Raw genomic sequence first — 23,006 nt, forward strand, 5'->3', positions numbered from 1 at the left:
TCGCCAACGTCAACGGCGTGCCTCAGCCTCACGATGACGACCACACGGTCGACATCACGTTCGCTGTCGATCCAGGCAAGCGTGCTTACGTGAACCGCATCAACTTCCGTGGCAACACCAAGTCCGAAGACGAAGTGCTGCGCCGTGAAATGCGTCAGATGGAAGGCGGCTGGGCTTCGACTTACCTGATCGATCAATCCAAGACCCGTCTGGAGCGTCTGGGCTTCTTCAAGGAAGTCAACGTCGAAACGCCAGCGGTGCCGGGCGTAGACGACCAGGTTGATGTGAACTACAGCGTTGAAGAGCAGGCGTCCGGCTCGATTACCGCCAGCGTCGGTTTCGCCCAGAGTGCCGGTCTGATCCTCGGTGGTTCGATCACCCAGAACAACTTCCTGGGTACCGGTAACAAGGTCAGCATCGGTTTGACCCGCAGTGAATACCAGAGCCGCTATAACTTCGGTTATGTCGACCCCTACTGGACTGCTGACGGTGTGAGCCTGGGTTACAACGCTTTCTACCGCACCACCGACTATGACGACCTCGATGTCGACGTGGCCAGCTATGCCGTAGACAGCCTGGGTGCGGGCGTGAGCGTCGGCTACCCGATCAGCGAGACTTCGCGCCTGACCTTCGGTCTAACTGCACAGCAGGACAAGATCAAGACCGGTCAGTACACCGTTGACGAGATTTTCGACTTCGTTAACCGCGAGGGCGACAACTACCTGAACTTCAAGGCTTCGGCCGGCTGGTCCGAGTCCACGCTGAACAAAGGTGTATTGGCGACCCGTGGTCGTTCCCAGAGCCTGACTCTGGAAGCCACCACCCCTGGCAGCGACTTGTCGTTCTTCAAGCTCGATTACCGTGGCCAGTTGTTCCAGCCATTGTCCGAAAACTACACCATGCGTCTGCACACAGAGCTGGGCTATGGCGATGGTTACGGTTCGACCGATGGCTTGCCGTTCTATGAAAACTATTACGCCGGTGGTTTCAACTCGGTGCGTGGCTTCAAGGACAGTACTCTGGGGCCTCGCAGTACACCAAGTACCGGTAAAAACCCGGGTACGTCAGTTGACCCGGATCAGGATCCGCTGCCGTTCGGTGGTAATGTCCTGATCCAGGGCGGTGTTGAGGTTCTGTTCCCTCTGCCATTCGTCAAGGATCAGCGTTCCCTGCGTACTTCGGTATTCTGGGACGTGGGTAACGTGTTCGACTCGACGTGCAAAGAGACCAGGAACGCTGACGGTTCGAAGTCCAATACGCAGTGCAACGACATCAGCCTGAGCAACATGGCCAGCTCCGTCGGTGTCGGCGTGACCTGGGTTACCGCACTGGGTCCTTTGAGCTTCGCGTTGGCCATGCCGATCAAGAAACCGGATGACGCTGAGACTCAAGTGTTCCAATTCTCCCTCGGCCAGACGTTCTAAGCGTCTGACCCAAGATAACGACAATGGATTTTGTAGGAGTGCATCGTGCGTAAGTTGACTCAATTGGTTCTCCTGGCGACCGTACTGGTAGCAGGCCCGGCTTTTGCCGACATGAAAATCGCCGTTCTGAACTATCAGATGGCACTGCTGGAATCCGATGCGGCGAAAAAATACGCCGTGGATGCCGAGAAAAAATTCGGCCCGCAACTGACCAAGCTCAAAAGCCTGGAAAGCAGCGCCAAGGGTATCCAGGACCGTCTGATGGCTGGCGGCGACAAAATGCAACAAGGCGAACGTGAGCGTCTGGAGCTTGAGTTCAAGCAAAAGGCTCGTGATTTCCAGTTCCAGTCCAAGGAACTGAACGAAGCCAAGGCCGTTGCCGACCGTGAAATGCTGAAACAGCTCAAGCCGAAACTGGACAGCGCTGTGGAAGAAGTCATCAAGAAAGGTGCTTTTGACCTGGTCTTCGAGCGTGGCGCAGTGATTGATGTCAAGCCTCAGTACGACATCACTCGCCAGGTTATCGAGCGCATGAATCAGCTGAAGTAACCCATGACAGCGACTATAAAGCTCGGCCAGTTGGCCGAGTTCCTCGGCGCCACCTTGCGTGGCGACCCGAAGAAAGAAATTACTGGGCTAGCCACTTTGCAAGAGGCTGGCCCAGCTCAGTTGAGCTTTCTGGCAAATCCTCAATACCGTAAATACCTGGCTGGCAGTCAGGCCGCAGCTGTATTGCTGAAGGCCGCTGACGCTGAAGGTTTTGCCGGTGATGCATTGGTGGTGCCGGATCCGTACCTGGCCTACGCGCGCGTTTCCCACCTGTTCGATCCCAAGCCCAAGGCGCCTGCCGGTATTCATCCGACAGCGGTGGTGGCAGCGGATGCAGTGGTCGACCCGGCGGCGAGTATCGGTGCTTTTGCGGTGATCGAAAGTGCAGCGCGTATTGGCGCAGGTGTGACCGTTGGGGCTCATTGCTTCATCGGTGCGCGCTGCGAAATCGGCGAGGGCGGCTGGTTGGCCCCGCGCGTCACGCTGTATCACGACGTGCGCATCGGCAAACGGGTGGTGATTCAATCCGGTGCCGTGCTCGGCGGTGAAGGCTTCGGTTTTGCCAACGAGAAAGGTGTCTGGCAGAAAATCGCCCAAGTCGGCGGTGTTTCGATCGGCGATGACGTGGAAATAGGCGTAAATACCGCTATCGATCGCGGCGCACTGGCCGATACCGTTATCGGCAATGGTGTGAAGCTCGACAACCAGATTCAGATTGCTCACAACGTCCAGGTCGGTGACCACACCGCCATGGCTGCGTGTGTGGGGATCTCCGGCAGCACCAAAATCGGCAAGCATTGCATGCTCGCCGGTGGCGTAGGGCTGGTGGGGCATATCGAAATTTGCGACAACGTTTTCCTGACCGGGATGACCATGGTGACCCACTCGATTACCGAGCCGGGTTCCTATTCTTCCGGTACGGCGATGCAACCGGCAGCCGAATGGCGCAAAAGCGCGGCACGTATCCGTCAGCTCGATGACATTGCGCGACGACTGCGACAGCTGGAAAAGCGTGTAGGGGACGTGACCCCTGACGGTAATGCTTCATCAGATGGCTGATACCATTTCCATATCAAGTGTGCACAGCCGCTAGACTGCCTCCTTGATTTGCTAGAGGAGTGCGCGTCAGTCGCGCGCTCCCAATCTTTACATAGGCTTCCCCCCGAAATGATGGACATCAACGAGATTCGCGAATACCTGCCTCACCGTTACCCGTTCCTGCTGGTGGACCGGGTCGTGGATCTGGATGTGGAAGGCAAGCGCATTCGCGCCTACAAGAATGTCAGCATCAACGAACCGTTCTTCAATGGTCACTTCCCTGCGCATCCAATCATGCCGGGCGTATTGATCATTGAAGCGATGGCTCAGGCTGCCGGGATCCTTGGTTTCAAAATGCTCGACGTGAAGCCTGCCGACGGCACGCTTTATTACTTCGTCGGCTCCGACAAGCTGCGCTTCCGCCAGCCTGTGCTGCCAGGCGATCAGCTGATCCTGGAAGCCAAGTTCCTGAGCTGCAAGCGTCAGATCTGGAAGTTCGAGTGCCAGGCTTCGGTCGATGGCAAGCCAGTCTGCTCCGCTGAAATCATCTGCGCGGAACGCAAACTATGAGTTTGATTGACCCTCGCGCAATCATCGATCCGACGGCCATTCTGGCCGACGACGTCGAAGTCGGCCCTTGGTCGATCATCGGCGCAGGTGTGGAAATCGGCGAGGGGACAGTGATCGGGCCGCATGTGATTCTCAAGGGCCCGACCCGAATCGGTAAGCACAACCGCATCTACCAGTTTTCTTCGGTAGGCGAGGACACGCCCGATCTGAAATACAAGGGCGAAGAAACCCGTCTGGTCATCGGTGACCATAACGTCATTCGCGAAGGCGTGACGATTCACCGCGGGACCATTCAGGACCGTTCGGAAACGACCCTGGGCGATCACAACCTGATCATGGCCTATGCCCACATCGGTCACGACAGCGTTATCGGCAACCACTGCATTCTGGTCAACAACACCGCGTTGGCGGGCCATGTGCATGTCGAGGACTGGGCGATCCTGTCCGGTTTTACCCTGGTTCACCAGTATTGCCACATTGGCGCCCACAGCTTTTCCGGTATGGGCACTGCCATTGGCAAGGACGTTCCAGCCTACGTCACGGTTTTCGGCAACCCGGCCGAAGCCCGCAGCATGAACTTCGAAGGCCTGCGCCGTCGCGGTTTCAGCGAGGACGCGATTCACGCTTTGCGTCGTGCCTACAAGGTGGTTTACCGCCAGGGCCTGACGGTCGAACAGGCGCTTGCCGAGCTGGTCGAACCCTCGCTTCAGTTCCCGGAAGTCGCGGTGTTCCGTGACTCCATCCAGTCTTCGACCCGCGGCATCACCCGTTAAGCATGGCCAATCTGCGTATTGCGCTGGTGGCGGGAGAGGCTTCCGGTGACATTCTGGGTGCTGGTCTCATGCGCGCGCTCAAGGCTCGGCATCCGGCAGTCGAGTTCATCGGTGTCGGCGGTCCGCTGATGCAGGCCGAAGGCCTGACGTCGTATTTCCCGATGGAACGTCTTTCTGTCATGGGCTTGGTGGAAGTGCTGGGCCGTTTGCGCGAGCTGTTGGCGCGTCGCAAGAAACTGGTCGCGGACCTGATCGCCGAGAAGCCGGACGTGTTCATCGGTATCGATGCCCCGGATTTCAACCTCAATATCGAACTCAAACTGCGTCAGGCCGGGATCAAGACCGTGCATTACGTCAGCCCGTCGGTCTGGGCCTGGCGGCAGAAGCGGGTGCTGAAGATTCGCGAAGGTTGCGACCTGATGCTGACGCTGTTCCCGTTCGAAGCCAAATTTTATGAAGAGAAGGGTGTGCCGGTGCGGTTTGTCGGGCATTCCCTGGCCGATGCGATTCCGCTTGAGGCTGATCGCGCCGCAGCGCGGGCCGAACTTGGCTTGCCGGATGGGCCGCTGGTCGCCCTGATGCCGGGCAGCCGTGGCGGTGAGGTCGGGCGCCTTGGTGCGCTGTTCCTCGACACCGCCCAGCGCTTGCGGGCCATGCGCCCGGGCGTACGGTTCGTCATGCCATGCGCGAGCCCGCAGCGCCGGGCCCAGCTTGAAGAGCTGCTGGCCGGTCGCGATCTGCCGCTGACCTTGCTCGACGGCAAATCCCATCTGGCCCTGGCGGCTTGCGACGCGGTGTTGATCGCTTCGGGAACGGCTACGCTGGAAGCATTGCTATACAAGCGACCAATGGTGGTCGCTTATCGCTTGGCACCGCTGACGTTCTGGATTCTCAAACGGATGGTGAAGAGTCCCTACGTCTCCTTGCCGAATCTATTGGCCCAGCGTTTGCTGGTGCCGGAATTGTTGCAGGACGATGCGACGGTCGAAGCCTTGGCCCAGACCCTGTCGCCACTGATCGAAGGTGGCCAGGAGCAGACCCGAGGCTTTGACGAAATCCACCGAACCCTGCGCTTGGACGCCTCCAATCAGGCAGCGGACGCGGTACTGAACCTGATTGGCAGAGCATAATGAGCAAAGCAAGCAAGCAGCTGGGCCTGGATTTTATGCTAGTCGATGAGCTTGAAGATCTGGTGGCGGGTGTCGATGAAGTCGGTCGCGGCCCGCTGTGTGGCGCCGTGGTGACGGCGGCAGTGATCCTCGATCCGAGCCGCCCCATCCTGGGTCTCAACGACTCGAAGAAGCTTACCGAAGCTCGCCGTGATGCGCTTTACGACGAAATCTGTGAAAAGGCCCTGAGTTGGTATGTCGCTCGCGCTGAAGTAGAAGAAATCGACGAACTGAACATTCTTCACGCCACCATGCTGGCCATGCAGCGTGCCGTCGAAGGGCTGCATATTCAGCCGAAACTGGCGATGATCGACGGTAACCGTTGCCCGAAACTCTCGATGCGCGCCGAAGCGGTGATCCAGGGCGACGGCAAGGTACCGGCCATTGCCGCGGCATCGATTCTGGCCAAGGTCAGCCGTGATCGGGAAATGGCGGCATTCGAACTGATTTATCCGGGTTACGGGATCGGAGGCCATAAAGGCTACCCGACACCCGTTCATCTGGAAGCGCTGGCCCGCTTGGGGCCGACCCCAATCCATCGCCGCTCGTTCGCCCCGGTACGCTTGGCGTATGAAGCGCGGGAAAACCTGATCGAGCGTTAGCCGCAGGCTGATGTTTTACTCAAGGCCCGGTACAATCCGGGCCTTGTTGTCTTCACGTTTCTAGTTTCTAGACAGGATCACTATGCCGGCTTCATTCGTTCATCTACGCCTGCACACTGAATATTCCCTGGTCGACGGTCTGGTGCGGATCAAGCCGCTGGTCAAGACCCTGGTCGGCATGAACATGCCTGCCGTGGCGGTCACCGACCAGAACAACATGTGTTCCCTGGTCAAATTCTATAAAGCTGCCATGGGTGCGGGGATCAAGCCGATCTGTGGCGCCGACCTGTGGCTGGCGAACAAGGATCCGGATAACGCTCTGAGCCGGATCAGCCTGCTGGCGATGAACGCCGTGGGTTATCGCAACCTCACCGAACTGATCTCCCGCGGCTTCATCGACGGCCAGCGCAATGGCTCGGTCATCATCGAGCGTGAGTGGGTAGCTGAAGCCAGCGAAGGTTTGATCATGCTGTCGGCGGCGAAAGAGGGCGAGATCGGTCTGGCCATGCTCAGTGGCAACCCGGACGAAGCCGAAACCCTGGCTCGCGAGTGGATGGCGGTGTTCCCGGATCGTTTCTATTTGGAAGTCCAGCGCACCAGCCGCCCCAATGATGAAGAGCAACTGCACGGCGCAGTGGCCCTGGCGACGAAAATCGGCGCGCCGCTGGTGGCGACCAACGACGTGCGCTTCATCAAGCAGGAAGACTTCGAGGCCCACGAAACCCGCGTGTGCATCGGTGAAGGGCGCGCCCTCGACGATCCGCGGCGTTCGAAGAATTACAGCGATCAGCAATACCTCAAAAGCGCCGAGGAAATGGCCGAGCTGTTCAGCGACTTGCCCGAGGCGCTGGAAAACACCGTCGAGATCGCCAAGCGCTGCAACATCGAGGTGAAGCTGGGTAAACACTTCCTGCCCAACTTCCCGATTCCCGATGGCATGACCATCGACGAGTACTTCCGCAAGGTTTCCTTCGACGGTCTGGAAGAGCGCCTCAGCGTTCTGCTGCCCAAGGACACCACTGAAGACTACGAAGCCAAGCGTCAGGTTTATGTCGACCGGTTGAATTTCGAGCTGGATATCATCATCCAGATGGGCTTCCCCGGTTACTTTCTGATCGTGATGGACTTTATCCAGTGGGCCAAGAGTAACGGCGTACCGGTGGGTCCGGGTCGTGGGTCGGGTGCCGGGTCGCTGGTGGCCTATGTGCAGAAGATCACCGACCTCGACCCGCTGGAATATGACCTGCTGTTTGAACGTTTCCTTAACCCGGAACGGGTTTCCATGCCCGACTTCGACGTCGACTTCTGCATGGACGGCCGTGACCGCGTGATCGATTACGTGGCCGAAAAATACGGCCGTAACGCGGTTAGCCAGATCATCACCTTCGGTTCCATGGCGGCGAAAGCCGTGGTCCGCGACGTGGCGCGGGTGCAGGGCAAGTCCTACGGTTTGGCGGATCGTCTGTCGAAGATGATTCCGTTCGAAGTCGGCATGACCCTGGAAAAGGCTTACGAGCAGGAAGAAATCCTGCGCGACTTCATCAAGGTCGATGAAGAGGCTGCGGAAATCTGGGAGATGGCGCGCAAGCTCGAAGGCGTTGTGCGTAACGTCGGCAAGCACGCCGGTGGTGTGGTAATCGCGCCGACCAAGCTGACCGACTTCTCGCCGATTTATTGCGACGAAGCGGGCGATGGCCTGGTAACCCAGTTCGACAAGGATGACGTTGAGGCGGCCGGTCTGGTGAAGTTCGACTTCCTGGGGCTGCGGACGCTAACGGTCATCGACTGGGCGCTGAAAACCATCAACCGCGATCGCGCCAAGGTCAACGAGCCGCCGCTGGATATCGCCTTTATCCCGCTGGACGACAAACCGACCTACACGCTGTTGCAAAAAGCTGAAACCACCGCGGTGTTCCAGCTCGAGTCGCGTGGCATGAAAGAGCTGATCAAAAAGCTCAAGCCCGACTGCCTGGAAGACTTGATCGCACTGGTGGCCCTGTTCCGTCCGGGCCCGTTGCAATCGGGCATGGTGGACGACTTCATCAACCGTAAGCACGGTCGCGCGGAACTCGCGTACCCGCACTCGGATTACCAGTACGAAGGCCTCAAGCCAGTCCTGGCGCCGACTTACGGCATCATCCTGTATCAGGAACAGGTGATGCAGATTGCCCAGGTCATGGCTGGTTACACCCTTGGCGGTGCGGACATGCTGCGTCGAGCCATGGGTAAGAAAAAACCCGAAGAAATGGCCAAGCAACGCGGCGGTTTCATTGAGGGTTGCGCCACCAACAATATCGACGCCGACCTGGCGGGTAACATCTTCGACCTGGTAGAAAAATTCGCCGGTTACGGCTTCAACAAATCCCACTCCGCCGCGTATGGCCTGGTGTCGTACCAGACCGCCTGGCTGAAAGCCCACTACCCGGCGCCGTTCATGGCTGCGGTACTGTCGGCGGATATGCACAACACCGACAAGGTCGTGACCTTGATCGAAGAAATTCGCACCATGAAGCTGCGTCTCGACGCGCCGGATGTGAATACTTCGGAGTTCAAGTTCACGGTGAATGACGAGGGCCGCATTATTTATGGCCTCGGCGCAATCAAGGGTGTGGGCGAAGGGCCGGTGGAAGCGATCACCGAGGCGCGTCAGGACGGACCGTTCAAGGATCTGTTCGATTTCTGCGCCCGTGTCGATCTCAAACGGATCAACAAGCGCACCCTGGACGGTTTGATCCGTAGCGGCGCGCTGGATCGTCTGGGCCCGTATTTCCATGACGAACCAAAAGCCTATCAAGCCAGCATCGACCAGAACCGTGCGGTCTTGTTGAACGCGATGGAAGGGGCGATCAAGGCTGCCGAACAAACCGCGCGCACCCACGACAGTGGCCACGCCGATCTGTTTGGCGGCTTGTTCGTCGAGGAAGACGCGGATGTCTATGTCAACCACCGCAAGGCCAAGGAACTGACCCTCAAGGAACGCCTGAAAGGGGAGAAAGACACCCTGGGCCTGTACCTGACCGGTCACCCGATCGACGAATACGAAGGCGAGATCCGTCGCTTCGCCCGTCAGCGCATCATCGATCTGAAGCCGGCTCGCGATACGCAGACGGTCGCGGGCATGATCATCGCCCTGCGCGTTATGAAGAACAAAAAGGGCGACAAGATGGGTTTCATCACCCTCGACGACCGCTCCGGGCGGATCGAAGCCTCGCTGTTCGCCGACGCCTTCCATTCTGCGCAGTCGCTGTTGCAGACCGACGCGATGGTGGTGGTCGAGGGCGAAGTCAGCAATGACGACTTCTCTGGTGGCCTGCGGCTGCGGGTCAAGCGCGTGATGAGCATGGAAGATGCGCGCACCAACCTGGCCGAAAGCCTGCGCCTGAAATTGCACACCAAGGATTTGAAGGGCGATCAGCTACGCTGGCTGGGTGAGCTGTTCAAGCGCCACCGCGGCGCGTGCCCGATCACCATGGAGTACACCAGTCCCGATGCCAAGGCCTTGTTGCAGTTCGGCGAGACCTGGCGGATCGATCCGGCGGATGCCTTGATTCAAGCCCTGCGTGACCAGTTCGGGCGAGACAACGTCTTCCTCCAATACCGTTGACGGTCAGGTGCCATTGCTTACCATTGGAACGCGCCTGACCCCGACCCGAATTTTTAATCTCGACCTGAACGCGCCTGTCCCTTAAGGTAGGGCGCGAATAGACAACCGGCCGGCCCAAGCTCTCTTGGAGGTCGACCCAAGACGGACGCCTATGAACCCGAATTTTCTAGATTTCGAACAGCCGATCGCCGACCTGCAAGCCAAGATCGAAGAGTTGCGCTTGGTCGGTAATGACAATTCGCTGAATATCGGCGATGAGATCTCCCGCCTGCAGGACAAGAGCAGCACGCTGACCGAAGACATCTTCGGCAAGCTGACCAGCTGGCAGATCGCACGTCTGGCGCGTCACCCGAAACGTCCATATACCCTGGACTACATCGAACACATCTTCACCGAGTTCGACGAACTGCACGGCGACCGTCACTTCTCCGACGACGCTGCCATCGTGGGTGGTGTTGCCCGTCTGGATGATCAGCCGGTGATGATCATCGGTCACCAGAAAGGCCGCGAAGTGCGCGAGAAGGTTCGCCGCAACTTCGGCATGCCGCGTCCGGAAGGCTATCGCAAGGCGTGCCGTCTGATGGAAATGGCCGAGCGTTTCAAAATGCCGATCCTGACCTTCATCGACACTCCGGGTGCTTACCCAGGCATCGACGCCGAAGAGCGCAACCAGAGCGAAGCGATTGCCTGGAACCTGCGCGTCATGGCTCGCCTGAAAACCCCAATCATCGCCACCGTGATCGGTGAGGGTGGTTCCGGTGGTGCATTGGCGATCGGCGTCTGCGATCAGCTGAACATGCTGCAGTACTCGACCTACGCGGTGATTTCGCCGGAAGGTTGCGCCTCGATTCTATGGAAAACTTCCGAGAAGGCGCCGGATGCTGCTGAAGCCATGGGCATCACTGCCGAGCGTCTGAAGGGCCTGGGCATTGTCGATAAAGTGATCGGCGAGCCATTGGGCGGCGCTCATCGTGATCCGGCCGCTGCGGCTGCCTCGATCCGTGCCGAGCTGAGCTCGCAACTGGCGATGTTGAAGAAGTTCGATAACAAGGCGCTGTTGGCCCGTCGTTACGAGCGTCTGATGAGCTACGGTCTCTGATCTGACCTCGGCTTTAATAATGTGGGAGCGGGCTTGCTCGCGAAAGCGGTATAACAGTCAACTGATGTGTTGAATGTTGAACCGCTTTCGCGAGCAAGCCCGCTCCCACATTTGATTTGTGCGAAGTGATCGATATGAGTCAGCCCACGATTGATTTGTCTACCCGACTCCTGCGCAGCCTTACGCCTTGGCGCAATGCCACAACCTGGCGCATCGCGTTCTCCGGTGGTCTCGACTCCACCGTCCTGCTGCACCTTCTCGTGCACCTTGCGAAAACCCAATCCCTGCCGACACTGACCGCCATCCATGTCCACCACGGCCTTCAGGCTGCGGCTGATGCGTGGCCGGAACACTGTCAGTCGGTCTGTGATGCGTTGGGAGTGCCGCTAGAAGTCGTGCGTGTTCAGGTTGAACCCGGCGCCAGCCTTGAGCGTGCGGCGCGGGATGCGCGTTATGGCGCCTTCATCGCGGCGACTCATATTGGTGAAGTGCTGCTCACTGGGCAACACCGTGACGATCAGGCGGAAACCCTGTTGTTTCGACTGATGCGTGGGGCTGGGGTGAGAGGATTGTCGGGGATGCCGAGCGAGCGTCCTTTGGGTCGGGGGCGTCTGCTGCGACCCTTGCTCGACGTCACTCGCGCCGAGCTTGAGGCCTACGCGACTGAATATCAGTTGGGCTGGATCGAGGATCCATCGAACCAGGACCACCAGTTCTCGCGCAATTATCTGCGTCATCAAGTGTTCCCCGTGTTGACTGCGCGCTGGCCGCAAGCGGTGGCGACCATAGCTCGCAGCGCCGCGCATCTGAGCGAAGCGCAGGGACTGCTCGACGAATTGGCGCAAATCGATCTGGCCCATGCCGCTACGGTCAGCGATTTCGATTGGCTGGGTTTGCCGTCGCTGGCGCTGGCACCACTGGAAAAACTGTCTGATGCGCGCCAGCGCAACGCGATAAGTCACTGGCTCAAACCGCTGACGACTTTGCCGGACAGTGACCATTGGTCGGGTTGGGAGAATTTACGCGATGCGACCGGCGATGCGCGTCCGGTCTGGCGGCTGGCGGCGGGTGAATTGCATCGCGCGGGTGGGCGTCTCTGGTGGTTGTCTGGTGGCTGGCTGCGCGCTCCGCCATCTCCGGTGTCTTGGGCTGATCCCTCGGTATTACTGGCGTTGCCGGATAATGGCGTACTCACGTTCACCGGTCAGATCCCCGTTGGCCCGCTGCAGATCCGCTATCGTGAGGGAGGCGAGGTCATGAAGCTGCCCGATCGCGGCCATCGTGACTTGAAGCGTTTACTCAACGAAAGCGGTGTGCCGGGCTTCGCCCGTGGCAGATTGCCGCTGGTCTACAGAGGCCCGCAATTGCTGGCGGTGGCGAACCTGCGGGGGCTAAATGGCGGTGAGCAAAGTGGCTGGTATTTGCATTGGCAGCCGCTGATCGAAGATCAAGGTTTGAGCTGAAAGGGGCTTTCCGGTAGACTACGCTCCCTTCTTGATACAACTTCTGTGGATTCGCCTGAATCGCAGGAGTTGCCGATTACCAAGCAGTCTTTGCTGGGCGATTCCAAAAAATGTGTAGCGAGCAACCTACCGGTGTTTCATCTACCGGTCTGTCCCAACGCGGCGGTTTTTTTGAAAGGTGCACTGTGATTAATGCAGGTGATCGGGGGCTTCGGCCTTCCTTCGCTTTCCCCGGCGGCTCGGACCGCTTTAACGCAGACTTCTAGGGTTTTTCATGACGCGCTACATATTCGTCACGGGCGGTGTTGTTTCTTCATTGGGGAAAGGCATTGCCTCGGCTTCATTGGCGGCCATCCTGGAGGCGCGGGGACTTAAGGTCACCATGCTGAAGCTGGACCCGTACATCAACGTTGACCCGGGCACCATGAGCCCGTTCCAGCACGGTGAAGTGTTCGTCACCCACGACGGCGCCGAGACCGACCTGGACCTGGGCCACTACGAGCGGTTCATCCGCACGACCATGACCCAGAACAACAACTTCACCACCGGCCGTGTCTACGAACACGTCCTGCGCAAAGAGCGCCGTGGTGATTACCTGGGCGCAACCATTCAGGTGATCCCGCACATCACCGACGAAATCAAGCGCCGGATTATCAAGGGCGCCGGCGATGCCGACGTGGCCATGGTCGAGATCGGTGGCACCGTGGGTGACATCGAGTCGCAACCGTTCCTCGAAGCGATCCGTCAATTGCGTTTCGAAGTCGGCGCCAAGCGCGCGATGCTGATGCACCTGACGCTGGTGCCGTACATCGCCACTGCCGGCGAAACCAAAACCAAGCCGACTCAGCACTCGGTCAAGGAACTGCGTTCCATTGGCCTGCAGCCAGACGTGCTGGTATGCCGCTCCGATCACCCGATCGACATCTCTTCGCGTCGCAAGATCGCGCAGTTCACCAACGTTGAAGAACGTGCAGTGATCGCGCTGGAAGACGCCGACACCATCTACAAGATCCCGGGCATCCTGCACTCCCAGGGCCTGGATGATTTCGTCGTCGAGCGTTTCGGCCTGCAATGCGATAGCGCCGATCTGTCCGAGTGGGAAGCGGTAGTTGATGCCAAGCTGAACCCGGAGCACGAAGTCACCATCGCGATGGTCGGCAAGTACATGGAACTGCTGGACGCCTACAAGTCGCTGATCGAAGCGATGAGTCACGCCGGCATCAGCAACCGCACCAAGGTCAACCTGCGCTACATCGATTCCGAAGACATCGAAAACCAGGGCACCGCGCTGCTGGAAGGCGTCGACGCGATTCTGGTACCGGGCGGCTTTGGTCTGCGTGGCGTTGAAGGCAAGATCACTGCCGTTCAATACGCTCGCGAAAACAAGGTTCCATACCTGGGTATCTGCCTGGGTATGCAAGTGGCCGTTATCGAGTTCGCTCGTAACGTCATGGGCTGGAAAGACGCCAACTCCACCGAGTTCGATCGCACCAGCGGTCACCCGGTCGTGGGCCTGATCACCGAGTGGGAAGATGCCACCGGCGCAGTCGAAACCCGTACCGAAACCTCTGATCTGGGCGGCACCATGCGCCTCGGTGCTCAGGATTGCCTGCTTGAGCCAGGTTCCCTGGTGCACGATTGCTATGCCAAGGACGTGATCGTCGAGCGTCACCGTCATCGCTACGAAGTGAACAACAACCTGCTGCCGCAAATCATCGAGGCCGGTCTGAAAATCTCCGGTCGTTCCGGTGATGGCGCGCTGGTTGAAGTGGTCGAAGCGCCGGATCATCCATGGTTCGTCGCTTGCCAGTTCCACCCTGAATTCACCTCGACGCCACGCGACGGTCACCCGTTGTTCAGCGGCTTCGTTAAAGCCGCTTTGACCCAACACCAGAAGAAGGCATAAACCTGATGGCACAGAAAATCATCCGCGTAGGCAGCATCGAGATCGCTAACGACAAGCCGATGGTGCTGTTCGGTGGCATGAACGTGCTGGAAAGCCGCGACATGGCGATGCAGGTTTGCGAAGAGTACGTAAAGGTCACCGAAAAACTCGGTATCCCTTACGTGTTCAAGGCCAGTTTCGACAAAGCGAACCGTTCTTCTGTGACCTCTTACCGTGGCCCCGGCCTGGAAGAGGGCATGCGGATTTTCCAGGACATCAAGCAAGCCTTCGGTGTGCCGGTCATCACCGACGTCCACGAGCCTGATCAGGCAGCGGTTGTCGCTGAAGTCTGCGACATCATCCAGTTGCCGGCCTTCCTGTCGCGCCAGACCGACCTCGTGGTCGCGATGGCCAAGACCGGCGCGGTGATCAACATCAAGAAAGCCCAGTTCCTTGCGCCTCAGGAAATGAAACACATCCTGAACAAGTGCGTAGAAGCCGGTAACGATCAGTTGATCCTCTGCGAGCGTGGTTCGAGCTTCGGCTACAACAACCTGGTCGTCGACATGCTTGGCTTCGGCATCATGAAGCAGTTCGAATACCCGGTGTTCTTCGACGTGACCCACGCGCTGCAAATGCCCGGCGGTCGCTCCGATTCCGCTGGCGGTCGTCGCGCCCAGGTCACCGACCTGGCCAAGGCCGGCATGAGCCAGTCGCTGGCCGGTCTGTTCCTCGAAGCGCACCCGGACCCGGACAACGCCAAGTGCGACGGCCCTTGCGCCTTGCGCCTGGACAAACTGGAACCCTTCCTGGCCCAGCTCAAGGCACTGGACGAATTGGTTAAAAGTTTTCCGACAGTAGAAACCGCGTAAACCCCGATTCTCCGGTAAAGTACTGCACGGTTTAACGCTCAGGCCCTCGGGCTTGAGCCTTGTCGTCCGCAAGCCTGCCCCTGTCTGTCACTTGCCGACGATAAAGATTTCCTTCAGCTGCGTCGTTTTCGTCAACTTTGGAGTGTTCACAACAATGGCAAAAATCGTCGACATCAAAGGTCGTGAAGTTCTCGACTCCCGTGGCAATCCCACTGTGGAAGCAGACGTGCTTCTCGATAACGGCATCATCGGCAGCGCTTGCGCGCCATCCGGTGCTTCCACTGGCTCGCGTGAAGCGCTCGAGCTGCGTGATGGCGACAAGAGCCGTTACCTGGGCAAAGGCGTTCTGAAAGCCGTCGCCAACATCAACGGTCCGATCCGCGACCTGCTGCTGGGTGCAGACCCAAGCGACCAGAAAGCGCTGGATCACGCGATGATCAAGCTGGACGGCACCGAAAACAAAGCGACCCTGGGCGCCAACGCGATCCTCGCCGTTTCCCTGGCCGCGGCCAAGGCAGCAGCACAGGACCAGGACCTGCCGCTGTACGCTCACATCGCTAACCTGAACGGCACCCCGGGTGTTTACTCGATGCCGGTTCCGATGATGAACATCATCAACGGTGGCGAGCACGCCGATAACAACGTCGACATCCAGGAATTCATGGTTCAGCCAGTCGGCGCCAAGTCTTTCTCGGAAGGTCTGCGCATGGGGACCGAGATTTTCCATCACCTTAAAGCTGTACTGAAGGCTCGCGGCCTGAGCACTGCCGTTGGTGATGAAGGTGGTTTCGCGCCGAACCTGGCCTCCAACGAAGACGCTTTGAAAGTGATCTCCGAAGCCGTGGCCAACGCCGGTTACAAGCTGGGCACCGACGTGACCCTGGCTCTGGACTGCGCAGCCAGCGAATTCTACGAAGACGGCAAGTACAACCTGTCCGGCGAAGGCCAGGTGTTCACCGCTGAAGGTTTCGCCGATTACCTGAAAGGTCTGACCGAGCGTTACCCGATCATCTCCATCGAAGACGGTCTGGACGAGTCCGACTGGGCTGGCTGGAAAATCCTCACCGACAAGATTGGCGAGAAGACTCAGCTGGTGGGCGACGACCTGTTCGTGACCAACACCAAAATCCTGAAAGAAGGCATCGATAAAAAGATCGCCAACTCGATCCTGATCAAGTTCAACCAGATCGGCACCCTGACCGAAACCCTGGAAGCCATCCAGATGGCCAAGGCCGCTGGTTACACTGCCGTCATCTCGCACCGCTCCGGCGAAACCGAAGATTCGACCATTGCCGACCTGGCTGTGGGCACTGCGGCTGGCCAGATCAAGACCGGCTCCCTGTGCCGTTCCGACCGTGTTTCCAAGTACAACCAACTGCTGCGTATCGAAGAGCAGTTGAATGGCAAAGCCAAGTACAACGGTCGTAGCGAGTTTCGCGGCTGAGTGGTAAACGATAAAAAGACACCGGATTGTGTCGGAAAAATCGCAGCAGCGATGGATTTGCCACTAATCTGATGCCTTAAGAGCACGAGCCTGGTTCTTCCAGGCTTCGTGCTATCAGAAGCTTCAAAGTTTTGGCATGGCTGTCTTTTTTCACTGGATACCTGATATTCGATGCGCAGTCCCAATTGGTTGTTTCTCGTCTTGCTCTTGCTGCTGGCCGGCCTGCAGTACCGCCTGTGGGTGGGTAATGGCAGTCTGGCGCAAGTGGCCGAGCTGAAGCAGCAGATTGCGGATCAACACGCCGAGAACGAGGCGTTGTTGGAGCGCAATCGGGTGATGGACGCCGAAGTCAGCGAATTGAAAAAGGGCATGGAGACCGTTGAAGAACGGGCTCGCCATGAGTTGGGCATGGTCAAGGACGGTGAAACCCTTTACCAGTTGGCCCAATGATTAACTCGTTACCGGCCTTCTGGGCCGTGATTCCTGCCGCGGGCGTTGGTGCCCGTATGGCCGCGGACCGTCCCAAGCAATACTTGCAGTTGGGCGGGCGCACTATTCTCGAACACAGCCTAGGCTGTTTCCTCGATCATCCTGCCCTGAAGGGGTTGGTGGTCAGTCTTGCTATCGACGATCCTTACTGGCCGAACCTGGCCTGTGCTGCCGATCCGCGAATTCAGCGGGTTGAGGGCGGCGCCGAGCGTTCCGGGTCGGTGCTCAATGCGTTGCTGCATTTGCATGCGCAAGGAGCCGATGATGAGGATTGGGTGTTGGTCCACGATGCCGCGCGGCCGAACCTGAGCCGTGATGATCTGGACAAGTTGCTCAGTGAATTGGCGGATGACCCGGTTGGCGGTCTGTTGGCGGTGCCTGCGCGAGATACCCTCAAGCGGGTCGACCAGCATGGGCGCGTGCTGGAAACAGTGGATCGCAGCGTGATCTGGCAGGCCTATACGCCGCAGATGTTTCGCCTTGGCGCGTTGCATCGGGCGTTGGCGGACAGTCTGGTGGCGGACGTTGTCGTCACCGACGAAGCCTCGGCCATGGAATGGTCAGGCCAGGCGCCGCGCTTGATTGAAGGGCGATCCGATAACATCAAAGTCACTCGCCCCGAAGACCTTGAATGGTTGCGCCAGCGTTGGGCTAACCGCCGCTAAAAGATCGCAGCCTTCGGCAGCTCCTACGGGTGTACACATAACCTTGTAGGAGCTGCCGAAGGCTGCGATCTTTTGATCTCAAACCCGATACTCCGGCCGTTCAGCCAACCCTTCCTTTAAATAATCCACCAACTTGCGCACTTTCGGCGACAGATGCCGTTGCTGTGGGTAAAGCGCCCACACGGCGGTGTTCGGCGGTTGGTGGGCTTCCAGCAGCGAAATCAATTCGCCGTTTTTCAGGTGTTCCAGCACGTAGTAATCCGGCAACTGACACAACCCAACCCCTTGTAGCGCTGCATCCAGCACCGCCTGCCCACTGTTGCAGCGCCAGTTTCCCTGCACTCGCTGGGAAAATTCCCGCCCGTTCTGTTCCAGTTGCCAGATATCCGAACTGCCGATGAGGCAGTTATGGCGACTCAGTTCCGACAAGCTGTGTGGGCGCCCATACCGTTCCAGGTAGGACGGTGAGGCGCACAGGTACATGCGCCGTGGCGCCAGGCGTGTCGCGACCAATCTTGAATCCTGCAGGCGACCGAGGCGGATGGCCAGGTCCAGCCCTTCATGCACCAGATCGAGCGGTCGGTTGCTCAGTTCGATGTCGACGCGCAGTTGTGGATACAGCCCCATGAAGCGAGTCACCAGTGGCACGATGAATCGTTCGCCATAGGCCACGGCACAGGTCATGCGCAGCATGCCCTTGGGCTCGCTGGTCAGGTCGCCGACAGCGCGCAAGGCTTCTTCGCGACCGTCCTGCAAACGCTGGCAATGCTGCAAAAAGGTTTGCCCGGCCTCGGTCAGCGTGACCCGGCGGGTGCTGCGATAGAGCAAACGGGTTTGCAGGCGCTCTTCCAGCCGTACGATTTGGCGACTGATGTGAGAGGAAGACACCCCAAGGCGCTCCGCCGCGGCGGTGAATTGGCTGCACTCGGCCACGGCAACGAACTCATCGATGCCTTCCCAGCGGTTTTCTGACATCAGGATTATCCCTGTGTGGCAATAATGTTTTGCTTTTGTCCTGATTATTCATCGTAAGGCGCTGTATTACACTCATTGTCTCGTTTTTATTCACTGGAGAGTCAGCATGATCAAGTCGCGCGCCGCCGTTGCCTTCGAGGCCAAGAAACCCCTCGAAATCGTTGAAGTCGATGTCGCCATGCCCAAGGCCGGTGAAGTCTTGCTGCGCGTAGTCGCCTCCGGTGTCTGCCATACCGATGCCTACACCCTCTCGGGCGCGGACCCGGAAGGTATCTTCCCGTCGATCCTGGGTCACGAAGGTGGCGCGGTGGTCGAAGCGATCGGCGAGGGCGTGACTTCGGTTGCGGTCGGCGACCATGTGATCCCGCTGTACACCCCTGAATGCGGCAAGTGCAAATTCTGCCTGTCGGGCAAAACCAATCTCTGTCAGGCGATTCGTGCGACACAGGGTAAAGGCCTGATGCCGGATGGCACTTCGCGTTTTTCCTACAAGGGCGAAACAATTTTCCACTACATGGGCACCTCGACTTTCTCCGAGTACACCGTGCTGCCGGAAATCTCCGTCGCCAAAATTCCTAAAGAAGCCCCCTTGGAGAAAGTCTGCCTGCTGGGTTGTGGCGTCACCACTGGCATCGGCGCGGTAATCAACACTGCCAAGGTCAAACCAGGTGATACCGTCGCGATCTTCGGTCTGGGCGGCATCGGTCTGTCGGCTGTGATTGGCGCGGTCAAAGCCAAGGCAGGGCGGATCATCGCCATCGACATCAACCCGGCCAAGTTCGAGATCGCCAAGCAACTGGGCGCGACCGATTGTGTAAACCCGAAAGACTTCGATCGTCCTATTCAGGAAGTGATCGTCGACATGACTGATGGCGGCGTCGACTTTTCCTTCGAGTGCATCGGCAACGTCCAACTGATGCGAGCTGCACTTGAGTGCTGCCACAAAGGTTGGGGTGAGTCGGTGATCATCGGCGTGGCCGGTGCCGGTCAGGAAATCTCTACCCGTCCATTCCAACTGGTGACCGGTCGCGTCTGGCGCGGTTCGGCGTTCGGTGGTGTGCGCGGGCGTACCGAGTTGCCGAGCTATGTTGAAATGGCCCAGACCGGCGAGATTCCGCTGGATACCTTCATCACCCATACGATGGGCCTGGAAGATATCAACAAGGCGTTTGACCTGATGCATGAAGGCAAGAGCATCCGTTCCGTCATTCATTTCTGAGGTCGGTCATGAGCCTGGAAAATATCTCCTGCCAGAAAAGCTTCGGTGGCTGGCACAAGCGCTACCGGCACCGCTCCGACGTGCTCGGTTGCGACATGGTGTTTGCCGTGTACCTGCCGCCACAAGCGGAGCAGGGCGGTAAACTGCCGGTGTTGTACTGGTTGTCTGGCCTGACCTGCACCGACGAGAACTTCATGCAAAAGGCCGGTGCCATGCGCATGGCCGCCGAGTTGGGGCTGATCATCGTCGCACCGGACACCAGCCCTCGCGGTCCTGATGTGTCGGGTGATCCAGATGGCGCCTGGGACTTCGGTCTCGGTGCCGGTTTTTATCTGAATGCCACTCAGGAACCCTGGTCCCGACACTATCGGATGCATGACTATGTCGTGCAGGAATTACCGGCATTGGTCGAAGCGCATTTCCCGACATCGGACAAGCGTGGCATCAGTGGTCACTCCATGGGCGGCCACGGCGCGTTGGTCTGCGCGTTGCGTAATCCGGGGCGTTATCTGTCGGTGTCGGCGTTCTCGCCGATCAACAATCCAATGGATTGCCCTTGGGGCCAGAAAGCCTTTTCCCGTTACTTGGGAGAAGACCGTTCGAAGTGGCGCGAATGGGATGCCTGTGCATTGATCGCCGAGGCTGACGAGAAGCTGCCGCTGCTGGTCGATCAGGGGGATCGCGATGATTTCCTGGCCACCCAGCTCAAGCCTGAAGCCTTGCAACAGGCTGCCAAACTGGCAGGTCATCCGCTGACGTTACGTCTGCAACCAGGCTACGACCACAGTTATTTCTTCATCGCCAGCTTCATTGACGACCACCTGAAACATCATGCGCGCGCTCTAGGCGCCTAATGCAGGTAGAATCACGCCCTGACAAAAATCGGGGCGTTTTTTTATGCGTATTGGCCACGGCTATGATGTGCACCGTTTCGCTGAAGGCGATTTCATTACTCTGGGCGGCGTGCGTATTGCACACGGCTTCGGGCTGCTCGCTCACTCCGACGGTGACGTCCTGCTGCACGCCTTGAGCGATGCCTTGCTCGGCGCTGCCGCGCTGGGTGATATCGGCAAGCACTTCCCGGACACCGACCCGCAATTCAAGGGCGCCGACAGCCGTGTGCTGTTGCGTCATGTCGTCGCACTGATCCACGCCAAGGGCTGGAAAGTCGGCAACGTCGATAACACCATCGTCGCCCAGGCCCCGAAAATGGCCCCGCATATCGAATCGATGCGCGCGCTGATTGCCGCGGATCTTCAAGTTGAGTTGGATCAAGTGAACGTGAAAGCTACCACCACCGAAAAGCTCGGCTTTGTCGGTCGCGAAGAAGGCATTGCCGTGCACTCCGTTGCCCTGTTGCTGCGCGCATGAACGATCTGCAATTGCTTGGCCCCCGGGCCTATGGTGAGGCTCTCGGTACCGCGGTACTGAAAGCCACAGCGGAAGATTTTCAGGTCGATGAGGTGCTTGATATCCCCCTCAGTGGTGATGGCGAACACCTGTGGATCTGGGTGGAAAAGCGCGGTCTGAATACTGAAGAAGCGGCACGGCGCATCGCCAAGGCGGCGGGTGTGCCGTTGCGCACCGTCAGCTATGCCGGCCTCAAGGACCGTCAGGCGCTGACTCGCCAGTGGTTCAGCGTGCAACTGCCAGGCAAGGCCGATCCTGATCTGTCGGCGGCGGAAAACGACACGCTGAAAATCCTCAAGACCGGTCGGCATAAACGCAAACTGCAACGCGGTGCCCACTCGGCCAACGGCTTCACCTTGCGCTTGACCCAGTTCGCCGGTGACAAGGCGGCGATCGAAGAGCGTCTGCAACTGATCGCCAAGCAAGGTATTCCCAATTATTTCGGCGCCCAGCGTTTCGGCTTTGACGGCGGTAATGTGGTCGATGCTCGTGCCTGGGCGGCGCGCAAGGCCCTGCCGGAACAACGCAACGTACGTTCTCGGCTGCTCTCCACCGCACGCAGCTTTCTGTTCAATCAAGTGTTGGCGGCGCGCGTCGCCGATGGCACCTGGCAGCGCGCTCAGGTGGGCGATCTGCTAGCGTTCACCGACAGCCGCAGTTTCTTCCCGGCCGGTGAGGCCGAATGCAGCGACCCTCGTCTGGCGATTCTCGACCTGCACCCCACCGGCCCGCAGTGGGGCGAAGGTGACTCGCCGACGTCAGGCGCAGTCCATGAACTGGAGCAGGCAATCGCCGCGCGCGAAGCGGATCTGCGCGATTGGTTGATTAACGCCGGAATGAGCCACGAACGTCGCATCCTGCGGCTGCCCATTGGTGGGTTGACGTGGCATTATCCCGAACCTGACATTCTGCAACTGGAATTCGTCCTGCCGGCCGGATGCTTCGCCACCGTATTGGTGCGTGAACTCGTCGATCTGGTGCCGGTGGGGCAGACGGACAGCCCATGCGTATTCTGATTTCTAACGACGATGGGGTAACCGCACCCGGTCTCGCCGCGCTTTATGCTGCGCTGGCGGATTACACCGAATGTGTGGTTATCGCCCCGGACCAGGACAAAAGCGGCGCCAGCAGCTCGCTGACGCTCGACCGTCCGTTGCACCCGCAAACTCTGGCCAATGGCTTTATCAGCCTCAATGGCACACCCACCGACTGCGTGCACCTGGGCCTTAACGGCTTGCTGGAGCTCGAGCCGGACATGGTGGTTTCCGGTATCAACCTGGGGGCCAACCTGGGGGATGATGTGCTGTATTCCGGCACCGTGGCGGCGGCCCTCGAGGGACGTTTCCTTGGGCGTCCTTCGTTTGCCTTTTCGCTCGTCTCACGGCAAGTAGAGAACCTTCCCACAGCCGCTTATTTTGCGCGCAAACTGGTAGAGGCTCACGCGGACCTTGATCTGCCACCGCGCACGGTACTGAACGTGAACATTCCCAACTTGCCGCTGGAGCACATCCGCGGTATCCAGCTGACCCGCCTCGGCCATCGCGCCCGCGCCGCGGCACCGATGAAAGTGGTCGACCCGCGTGGTAAATCCGGTTACTGGATCGCCGCGGCGGGGGACGCTGAAGATGGCGGCCCGGGTACCGATTTCCATGCGGTGATGCAAGGCTATGTTTCAATCACGCCACTGCAACTGGATCGCACCTTTAATGATGCCTTCAGAAGTCTCGATGGCTGGCTGGAGGGACTGCGTTAATGT

Annotated in this window: 21 protein-coding genes; 20 read left to right on the forward strand and 1 reads right to left on the reverse strand. The window is 58.9% G+C overall.

Annotation, left to right across the window (positions count from 1 at the left end; all coding sequences use genetic code 11):
- From bamA to ispD, 15 genes are all read left to right on the forward strand, one after another.
- The coding region (gene bamA / locus PMI18_RS02065; RefSeq protein WP_007907154.1) for an outer membrane protein assembly factor BamA at positions 1 to 1,424 on the forward strand (1,424 nt) is incomplete at its 5' end.
- Between the two features lie 45 nt (positions 1,425 to 1,469).
- Entirely contained in the window at positions 1,470 to 1,973 is a 504-nt protein-coding gene (locus PMI18_RS02060; RefSeq protein ID WP_007907155.1) for an OmpH family outer membrane protein, read from the forward strand.
- 3 nt (positions 1,974 to 1,976) lie between these two features.
- The gene (gene lpxD, locus PMI18_RS02055) at positions 1,977 to 3,032 is read left to right on the forward strand and encodes a UDP-3-O-(3-hydroxymyristoyl)glucosamine N-acyltransferase (protein WP_007907156.1); all 1,056 of its coding nucleotides are present in this window, start codon (positions 1,977 to 1,979) and stop codon (positions 3,030 to 3,032) included.
- Between the two features lie 108 nt (positions 3,033 to 3,140).
- Positions 3,141 to 3,581 carry a 3-hydroxyacyl-ACP dehydratase FabZ gene (gene fabZ / locus PMI18_RS02050; protein WP_007907157.1) on the forward strand — a complete coding sequence of 147 codons (441 nt, stop codon included), beginning with the start codon at positions 3,141 to 3,143 and terminating at the stop codon, positions 3,579 to 3,581.
- Positions 3,578 to 4,354 carry an acyl-ACP--UDP-N-acetylglucosamine O-acyltransferase gene (gene lpxA, locus PMI18_RS02045; protein WP_007907159.1) on the forward strand — a complete coding sequence of 259 codons (777 nt, stop codon included), beginning with the start codon at positions 3,578 to 3,580 and terminating at the stop codon, positions 4,352 to 4,354. The genes fabZ and lpxA overlap by 4 nt, the downstream gene beginning before the upstream one ends.
- Before the next feature lie 2 nt (positions 4,355 to 4,356).
- On the forward strand, positions 4,357 to 5,484 hold the full coding sequence (gene lpxB / locus PMI18_RS02040; protein ID WP_007907162.1) for a lipid-A-disaccharide synthase: 1,128 nt from the start codon (positions 4,357 to 4,359) through the stop codon (positions 5,482 to 5,484).
- Positions 5,484 to 6,125 (forward strand): ribonuclease HII, encoded by a 642-nt coding sequence (gene rnhB / locus PMI18_RS02035; RefSeq protein ID WP_007907164.1) that lies wholly within the window; start codon positions 5,484 to 5,486, stop codon positions 6,123 to 6,125. The genes lpxB and rnhB overlap by 1 nt, the downstream gene beginning before the upstream one ends.
- Positions 6,126 to 6,207: 82 nt before the next feature.
- Positions 6,208 to 9,729 carry a DNA polymerase III subunit alpha gene (dnaE, locus tag PMI18_RS02030; RefSeq protein ID WP_007907166.1) on the forward strand — a complete coding sequence of 1,174 codons (3,522 nt, stop codon included), beginning with the start codon at positions 6,208 to 6,210 and terminating at the stop codon, positions 9,727 to 9,729.
- Positions 9,730 to 9,880: 151 nt separating this feature from the next.
- The gene (locus PMI18_RS02025; RefSeq protein WP_007907168.1) at positions 9,881 to 10,828 is read left to right on the forward strand and encodes an acetyl-CoA carboxylase carboxyltransferase subunit alpha; all 948 of its coding nucleotides are present in this window, start codon (positions 9,881 to 9,883) and stop codon (positions 10,826 to 10,828) included.
- A 134-nt stretch (positions 10,829 to 10,962) separates the two neighbouring features.
- Entirely contained in the window at positions 10,963 to 12,291 is a 1,329-nt protein-coding gene (gene tilS / locus PMI18_RS02020) for a tRNA lysidine(34) synthetase TilS (protein WP_007907169.1), read from the forward strand.
- A gap of 274 nt (positions 12,292 to 12,565) precedes the next feature.
- Complete coding sequence (locus PMI18_RS02015; RefSeq protein WP_007907172.1) at positions 12,566 to 14,197, forward strand: CTP synthase; 1,632 nt, start codon at positions 12,566 to 12,568, stop codon at positions 14,195 to 14,197.
- Positions 14,198 to 14,202: 5 nt separating this feature from the next.
- Positions 14,203 to 15,048: a 3-deoxy-8-phosphooctulonate synthase gene (kdsA, locus tag PMI18_RS02010; protein ID WP_007907173.1), complete on the forward strand. Its 846-nt coding sequence runs from the start codon at positions 14,203 to 14,205 to the stop codon at positions 15,046 to 15,048.
- A 154-nt stretch (positions 15,049 to 15,202) separates the two neighbouring features.
- The gene (gene eno / locus PMI18_RS02005) at positions 15,203 to 16,492 is read left to right on the forward strand and encodes a phosphopyruvate hydratase (protein ID WP_007907175.1); all 1,290 of its coding nucleotides are present in this window, start codon (positions 15,203 to 15,205) and stop codon (positions 16,490 to 16,492) included.
- 171 nt (positions 16,493 to 16,663) lie between these two features.
- The gene (gene ftsB, locus PMI18_RS02000) at positions 16,664 to 16,942 is read left to right on the forward strand and encodes a cell division protein FtsB (RefSeq protein ID WP_007907178.1); all 279 of its coding nucleotides are present in this window, start codon (positions 16,664 to 16,666) and stop codon (positions 16,940 to 16,942) included.
- Positions 16,939 to 17,646 (forward strand): 2-C-methyl-D-erythritol 4-phosphate cytidylyltransferase, encoded by a 708-nt coding sequence (gene ispD, locus PMI18_RS01995; RefSeq protein WP_007907181.1) that lies wholly within the window; start codon positions 16,939 to 16,941, stop codon positions 17,644 to 17,646. The genes ftsB and ispD overlap by 4 nt, the downstream gene beginning before the upstream one ends.
- Positions 17,647 to 17,724: 78 nt before the next feature.
- On the opposite strand, the gene PMI18_RS01990 is transcribed toward ispD, so the two are convergent.
- On the reverse strand, positions 17,725 to 18,621 hold the full coding sequence (locus tag PMI18_RS01990; protein ID WP_007907183.1) for a LysR substrate-binding domain-containing protein: 897 nt from the start codon (positions 18,619 to 18,621) through the stop codon (positions 17,725 to 17,727).
- 106 nt (positions 18,622 to 18,727) lie between these two features.
- Here PMI18_RS01990 and PMI18_RS01985 point away from each other — a divergent pair, with 106 nt between their 5' ends.
- From PMI18_RS01985 to surE, 5 genes are read left to right on the forward strand one after another with little or no spacing between them, the layout of a single operon-like run.
- A complete protein-coding gene (locus PMI18_RS01985; RefSeq protein ID WP_007907184.1) occupies positions 18,728 to 19,840 on the forward strand; it encodes an S-(hydroxymethyl)glutathione dehydrogenase/class III alcohol dehydrogenase in 1,113 nt (370 codons plus the stop codon).
- An 8-nt stretch (positions 19,841 to 19,848) separates the two neighbouring features.
- The gene (gene fghA, locus PMI18_RS01980; RefSeq protein ID WP_007907187.1) at positions 19,849 to 20,694 is read left to right on the forward strand and encodes an S-formylglutathione hydrolase; all 846 of its coding nucleotides are present in this window, start codon (positions 19,849 to 19,851) and stop codon (positions 20,692 to 20,694) included.
- Positions 20,695 to 20,737: 43 nt separating this feature from the next.
- Positions 20,738 to 21,211, forward strand: coding sequence for a 2-C-methyl-D-erythritol 2,4-cyclodiphosphate synthase (gene ispF / locus PMI18_RS01975; RefSeq protein ID WP_007907189.1), 474 nt, complete (start codon positions 20,738 to 20,740; stop codon positions 21,209 to 21,211).
- On the forward strand, positions 21,208 to 22,266 hold the full coding sequence (gene truD / locus PMI18_RS01970) for a tRNA pseudouridine(13) synthase TruD (protein WP_007907192.1): 1,059 nt from the start codon (positions 21,208 to 21,210) through the stop codon (positions 22,264 to 22,266). The genes ispF and truD overlap by 4 nt, the downstream gene beginning before the upstream one ends.
- The gene (surE, locus tag PMI18_RS01965) at positions 22,254 to 23,003 is read left to right on the forward strand and encodes a 5'/3'-nucleotidase SurE (protein ID WP_007907194.1); all 750 of its coding nucleotides are present in this window, start codon (positions 22,254 to 22,256) and stop codon (positions 23,001 to 23,003) included. The genes truD and surE overlap by 13 nt, the downstream gene beginning before the upstream one ends.
- Positions 23,004 to 23,006: the final 3 nt, after the last annotated feature.

This window comes from Pseudomonas sp. GM102 (assembly GCF_000282555.1).
In the GTDB taxonomy this organism is placed as follows: domain Bacteria; phylum Pseudomonadota; class Gammaproteobacteria; order Pseudomonadales; family Pseudomonadaceae; genus Aquipseudomonas.

Excerpts from the sequence above, each read along its gene's own strand:
- lpxD (WP_007907156.1), top strand. The coding sequence starts at position 1,977 with ATGACAGCGACTATAAAGCTCGGCCAGTTGGCCGAGTTCCTCGGCGCC.
- fabZ (WP_007907157.1), top strand. The coding sequence starts at position 3,141 with ATGATGGACATCAACGAGATTCGCGAATACCTGCCTCACCGTTACCCG.
- lpxA (WP_007907159.1), top strand. The coding sequence starts at position 3,578 with ATGAGTTTGATTGACCCTCGCGCAATCATCGATCCGACGGCCATTCTG.
- lpxB (WP_007907162.1), top strand. The coding sequence starts at position 4,357 with ATGGCCAATCTGCGTATTGCGCTGGTGGCGGGAGAGGCTTCCGGTGAC.
- rnhB (WP_007907164.1), top strand. The coding sequence starts at position 5,484 with ATGAGCAAAGCAAGCAAGCAGCTGGGCCTGGATTTTATGCTAGTCGAT.
- dnaE (WP_007907166.1), top strand. The coding sequence starts at position 6,208 with ATGCCGGCTTCATTCGTTCATCTACGCCTGCACACTGAATATTCCCTG.
- PMI18_RS02025 (WP_007907168.1), top strand. The coding sequence starts at position 9,881 with ATGAACCCGAATTTTCTAGATTTCGAACAGCCGATCGCCGACCTGCAA.
- tilS (WP_007907169.1), top strand. The coding sequence starts at position 10,963 with ATGAGTCAGCCCACGATTGATTTGTCTACCCGACTCCTGCGCAGCCTT.
- PMI18_RS02015 (WP_007907172.1), top strand. The coding sequence starts at position 12,566 with ATGACGCGCTACATATTCGTCACGGGCGGTGTTGTTTCTTCATTGGGG.
- kdsA (WP_007907173.1), top strand. The coding sequence starts at position 14,203 with ATGGCACAGAAAATCATCCGCGTAGGCAGCATCGAGATCGCTAACGAC.
- eno (WP_007907175.1), top strand. The coding sequence starts at position 15,203 with ATGGCAAAAATCGTCGACATCAAAGGTCGTGAAGTTCTCGACTCCCGT.
- ftsB (WP_007907178.1), top strand. The coding sequence starts at position 16,664 with ATGCGCAGTCCCAATTGGTTGTTTCTCGTCTTGCTCTTGCTGCTGGCC.
- ispD (WP_007907181.1), top strand. The coding sequence starts at position 16,939 with ATGATTAACTCGTTACCGGCCTTCTGGGCCGTGATTCCTGCCGCGGGC.
- PMI18_RS01990 (WP_007907183.1), bottom strand. The coding sequence starts at position 18,621 with ATGTCAGAAAACCGCTGGGAAGGCATCGATGAGTTCGTTGCCGTGGCC.
- PMI18_RS01985 (WP_007907184.1), top strand. The coding sequence starts at position 18,728 with ATGATCAAGTCGCGCGCCGCCGTTGCCTTCGAGGCCAAGAAACCCCTC.
- fghA (WP_007907187.1), top strand. The coding sequence starts at position 19,849 with ATGAGCCTGGAAAATATCTCCTGCCAGAAAAGCTTCGGTGGCTGGCAC.
- ispF (WP_007907189.1), top strand. The coding sequence starts at position 20,738 with ATGCGTATTGGCCACGGCTATGATGTGCACCGTTTCGCTGAAGGCGAT.
- truD (WP_007907192.1), top strand. The coding sequence starts at position 21,208 with ATGAACGATCTGCAATTGCTTGGCCCCCGGGCCTATGGTGAGGCTCTC.
- surE (WP_007907194.1), top strand. The coding sequence starts at position 22,254 with ATGCGTATTCTGATTTCTAACGACGATGGGGTAACCGCACCCGGTCTC.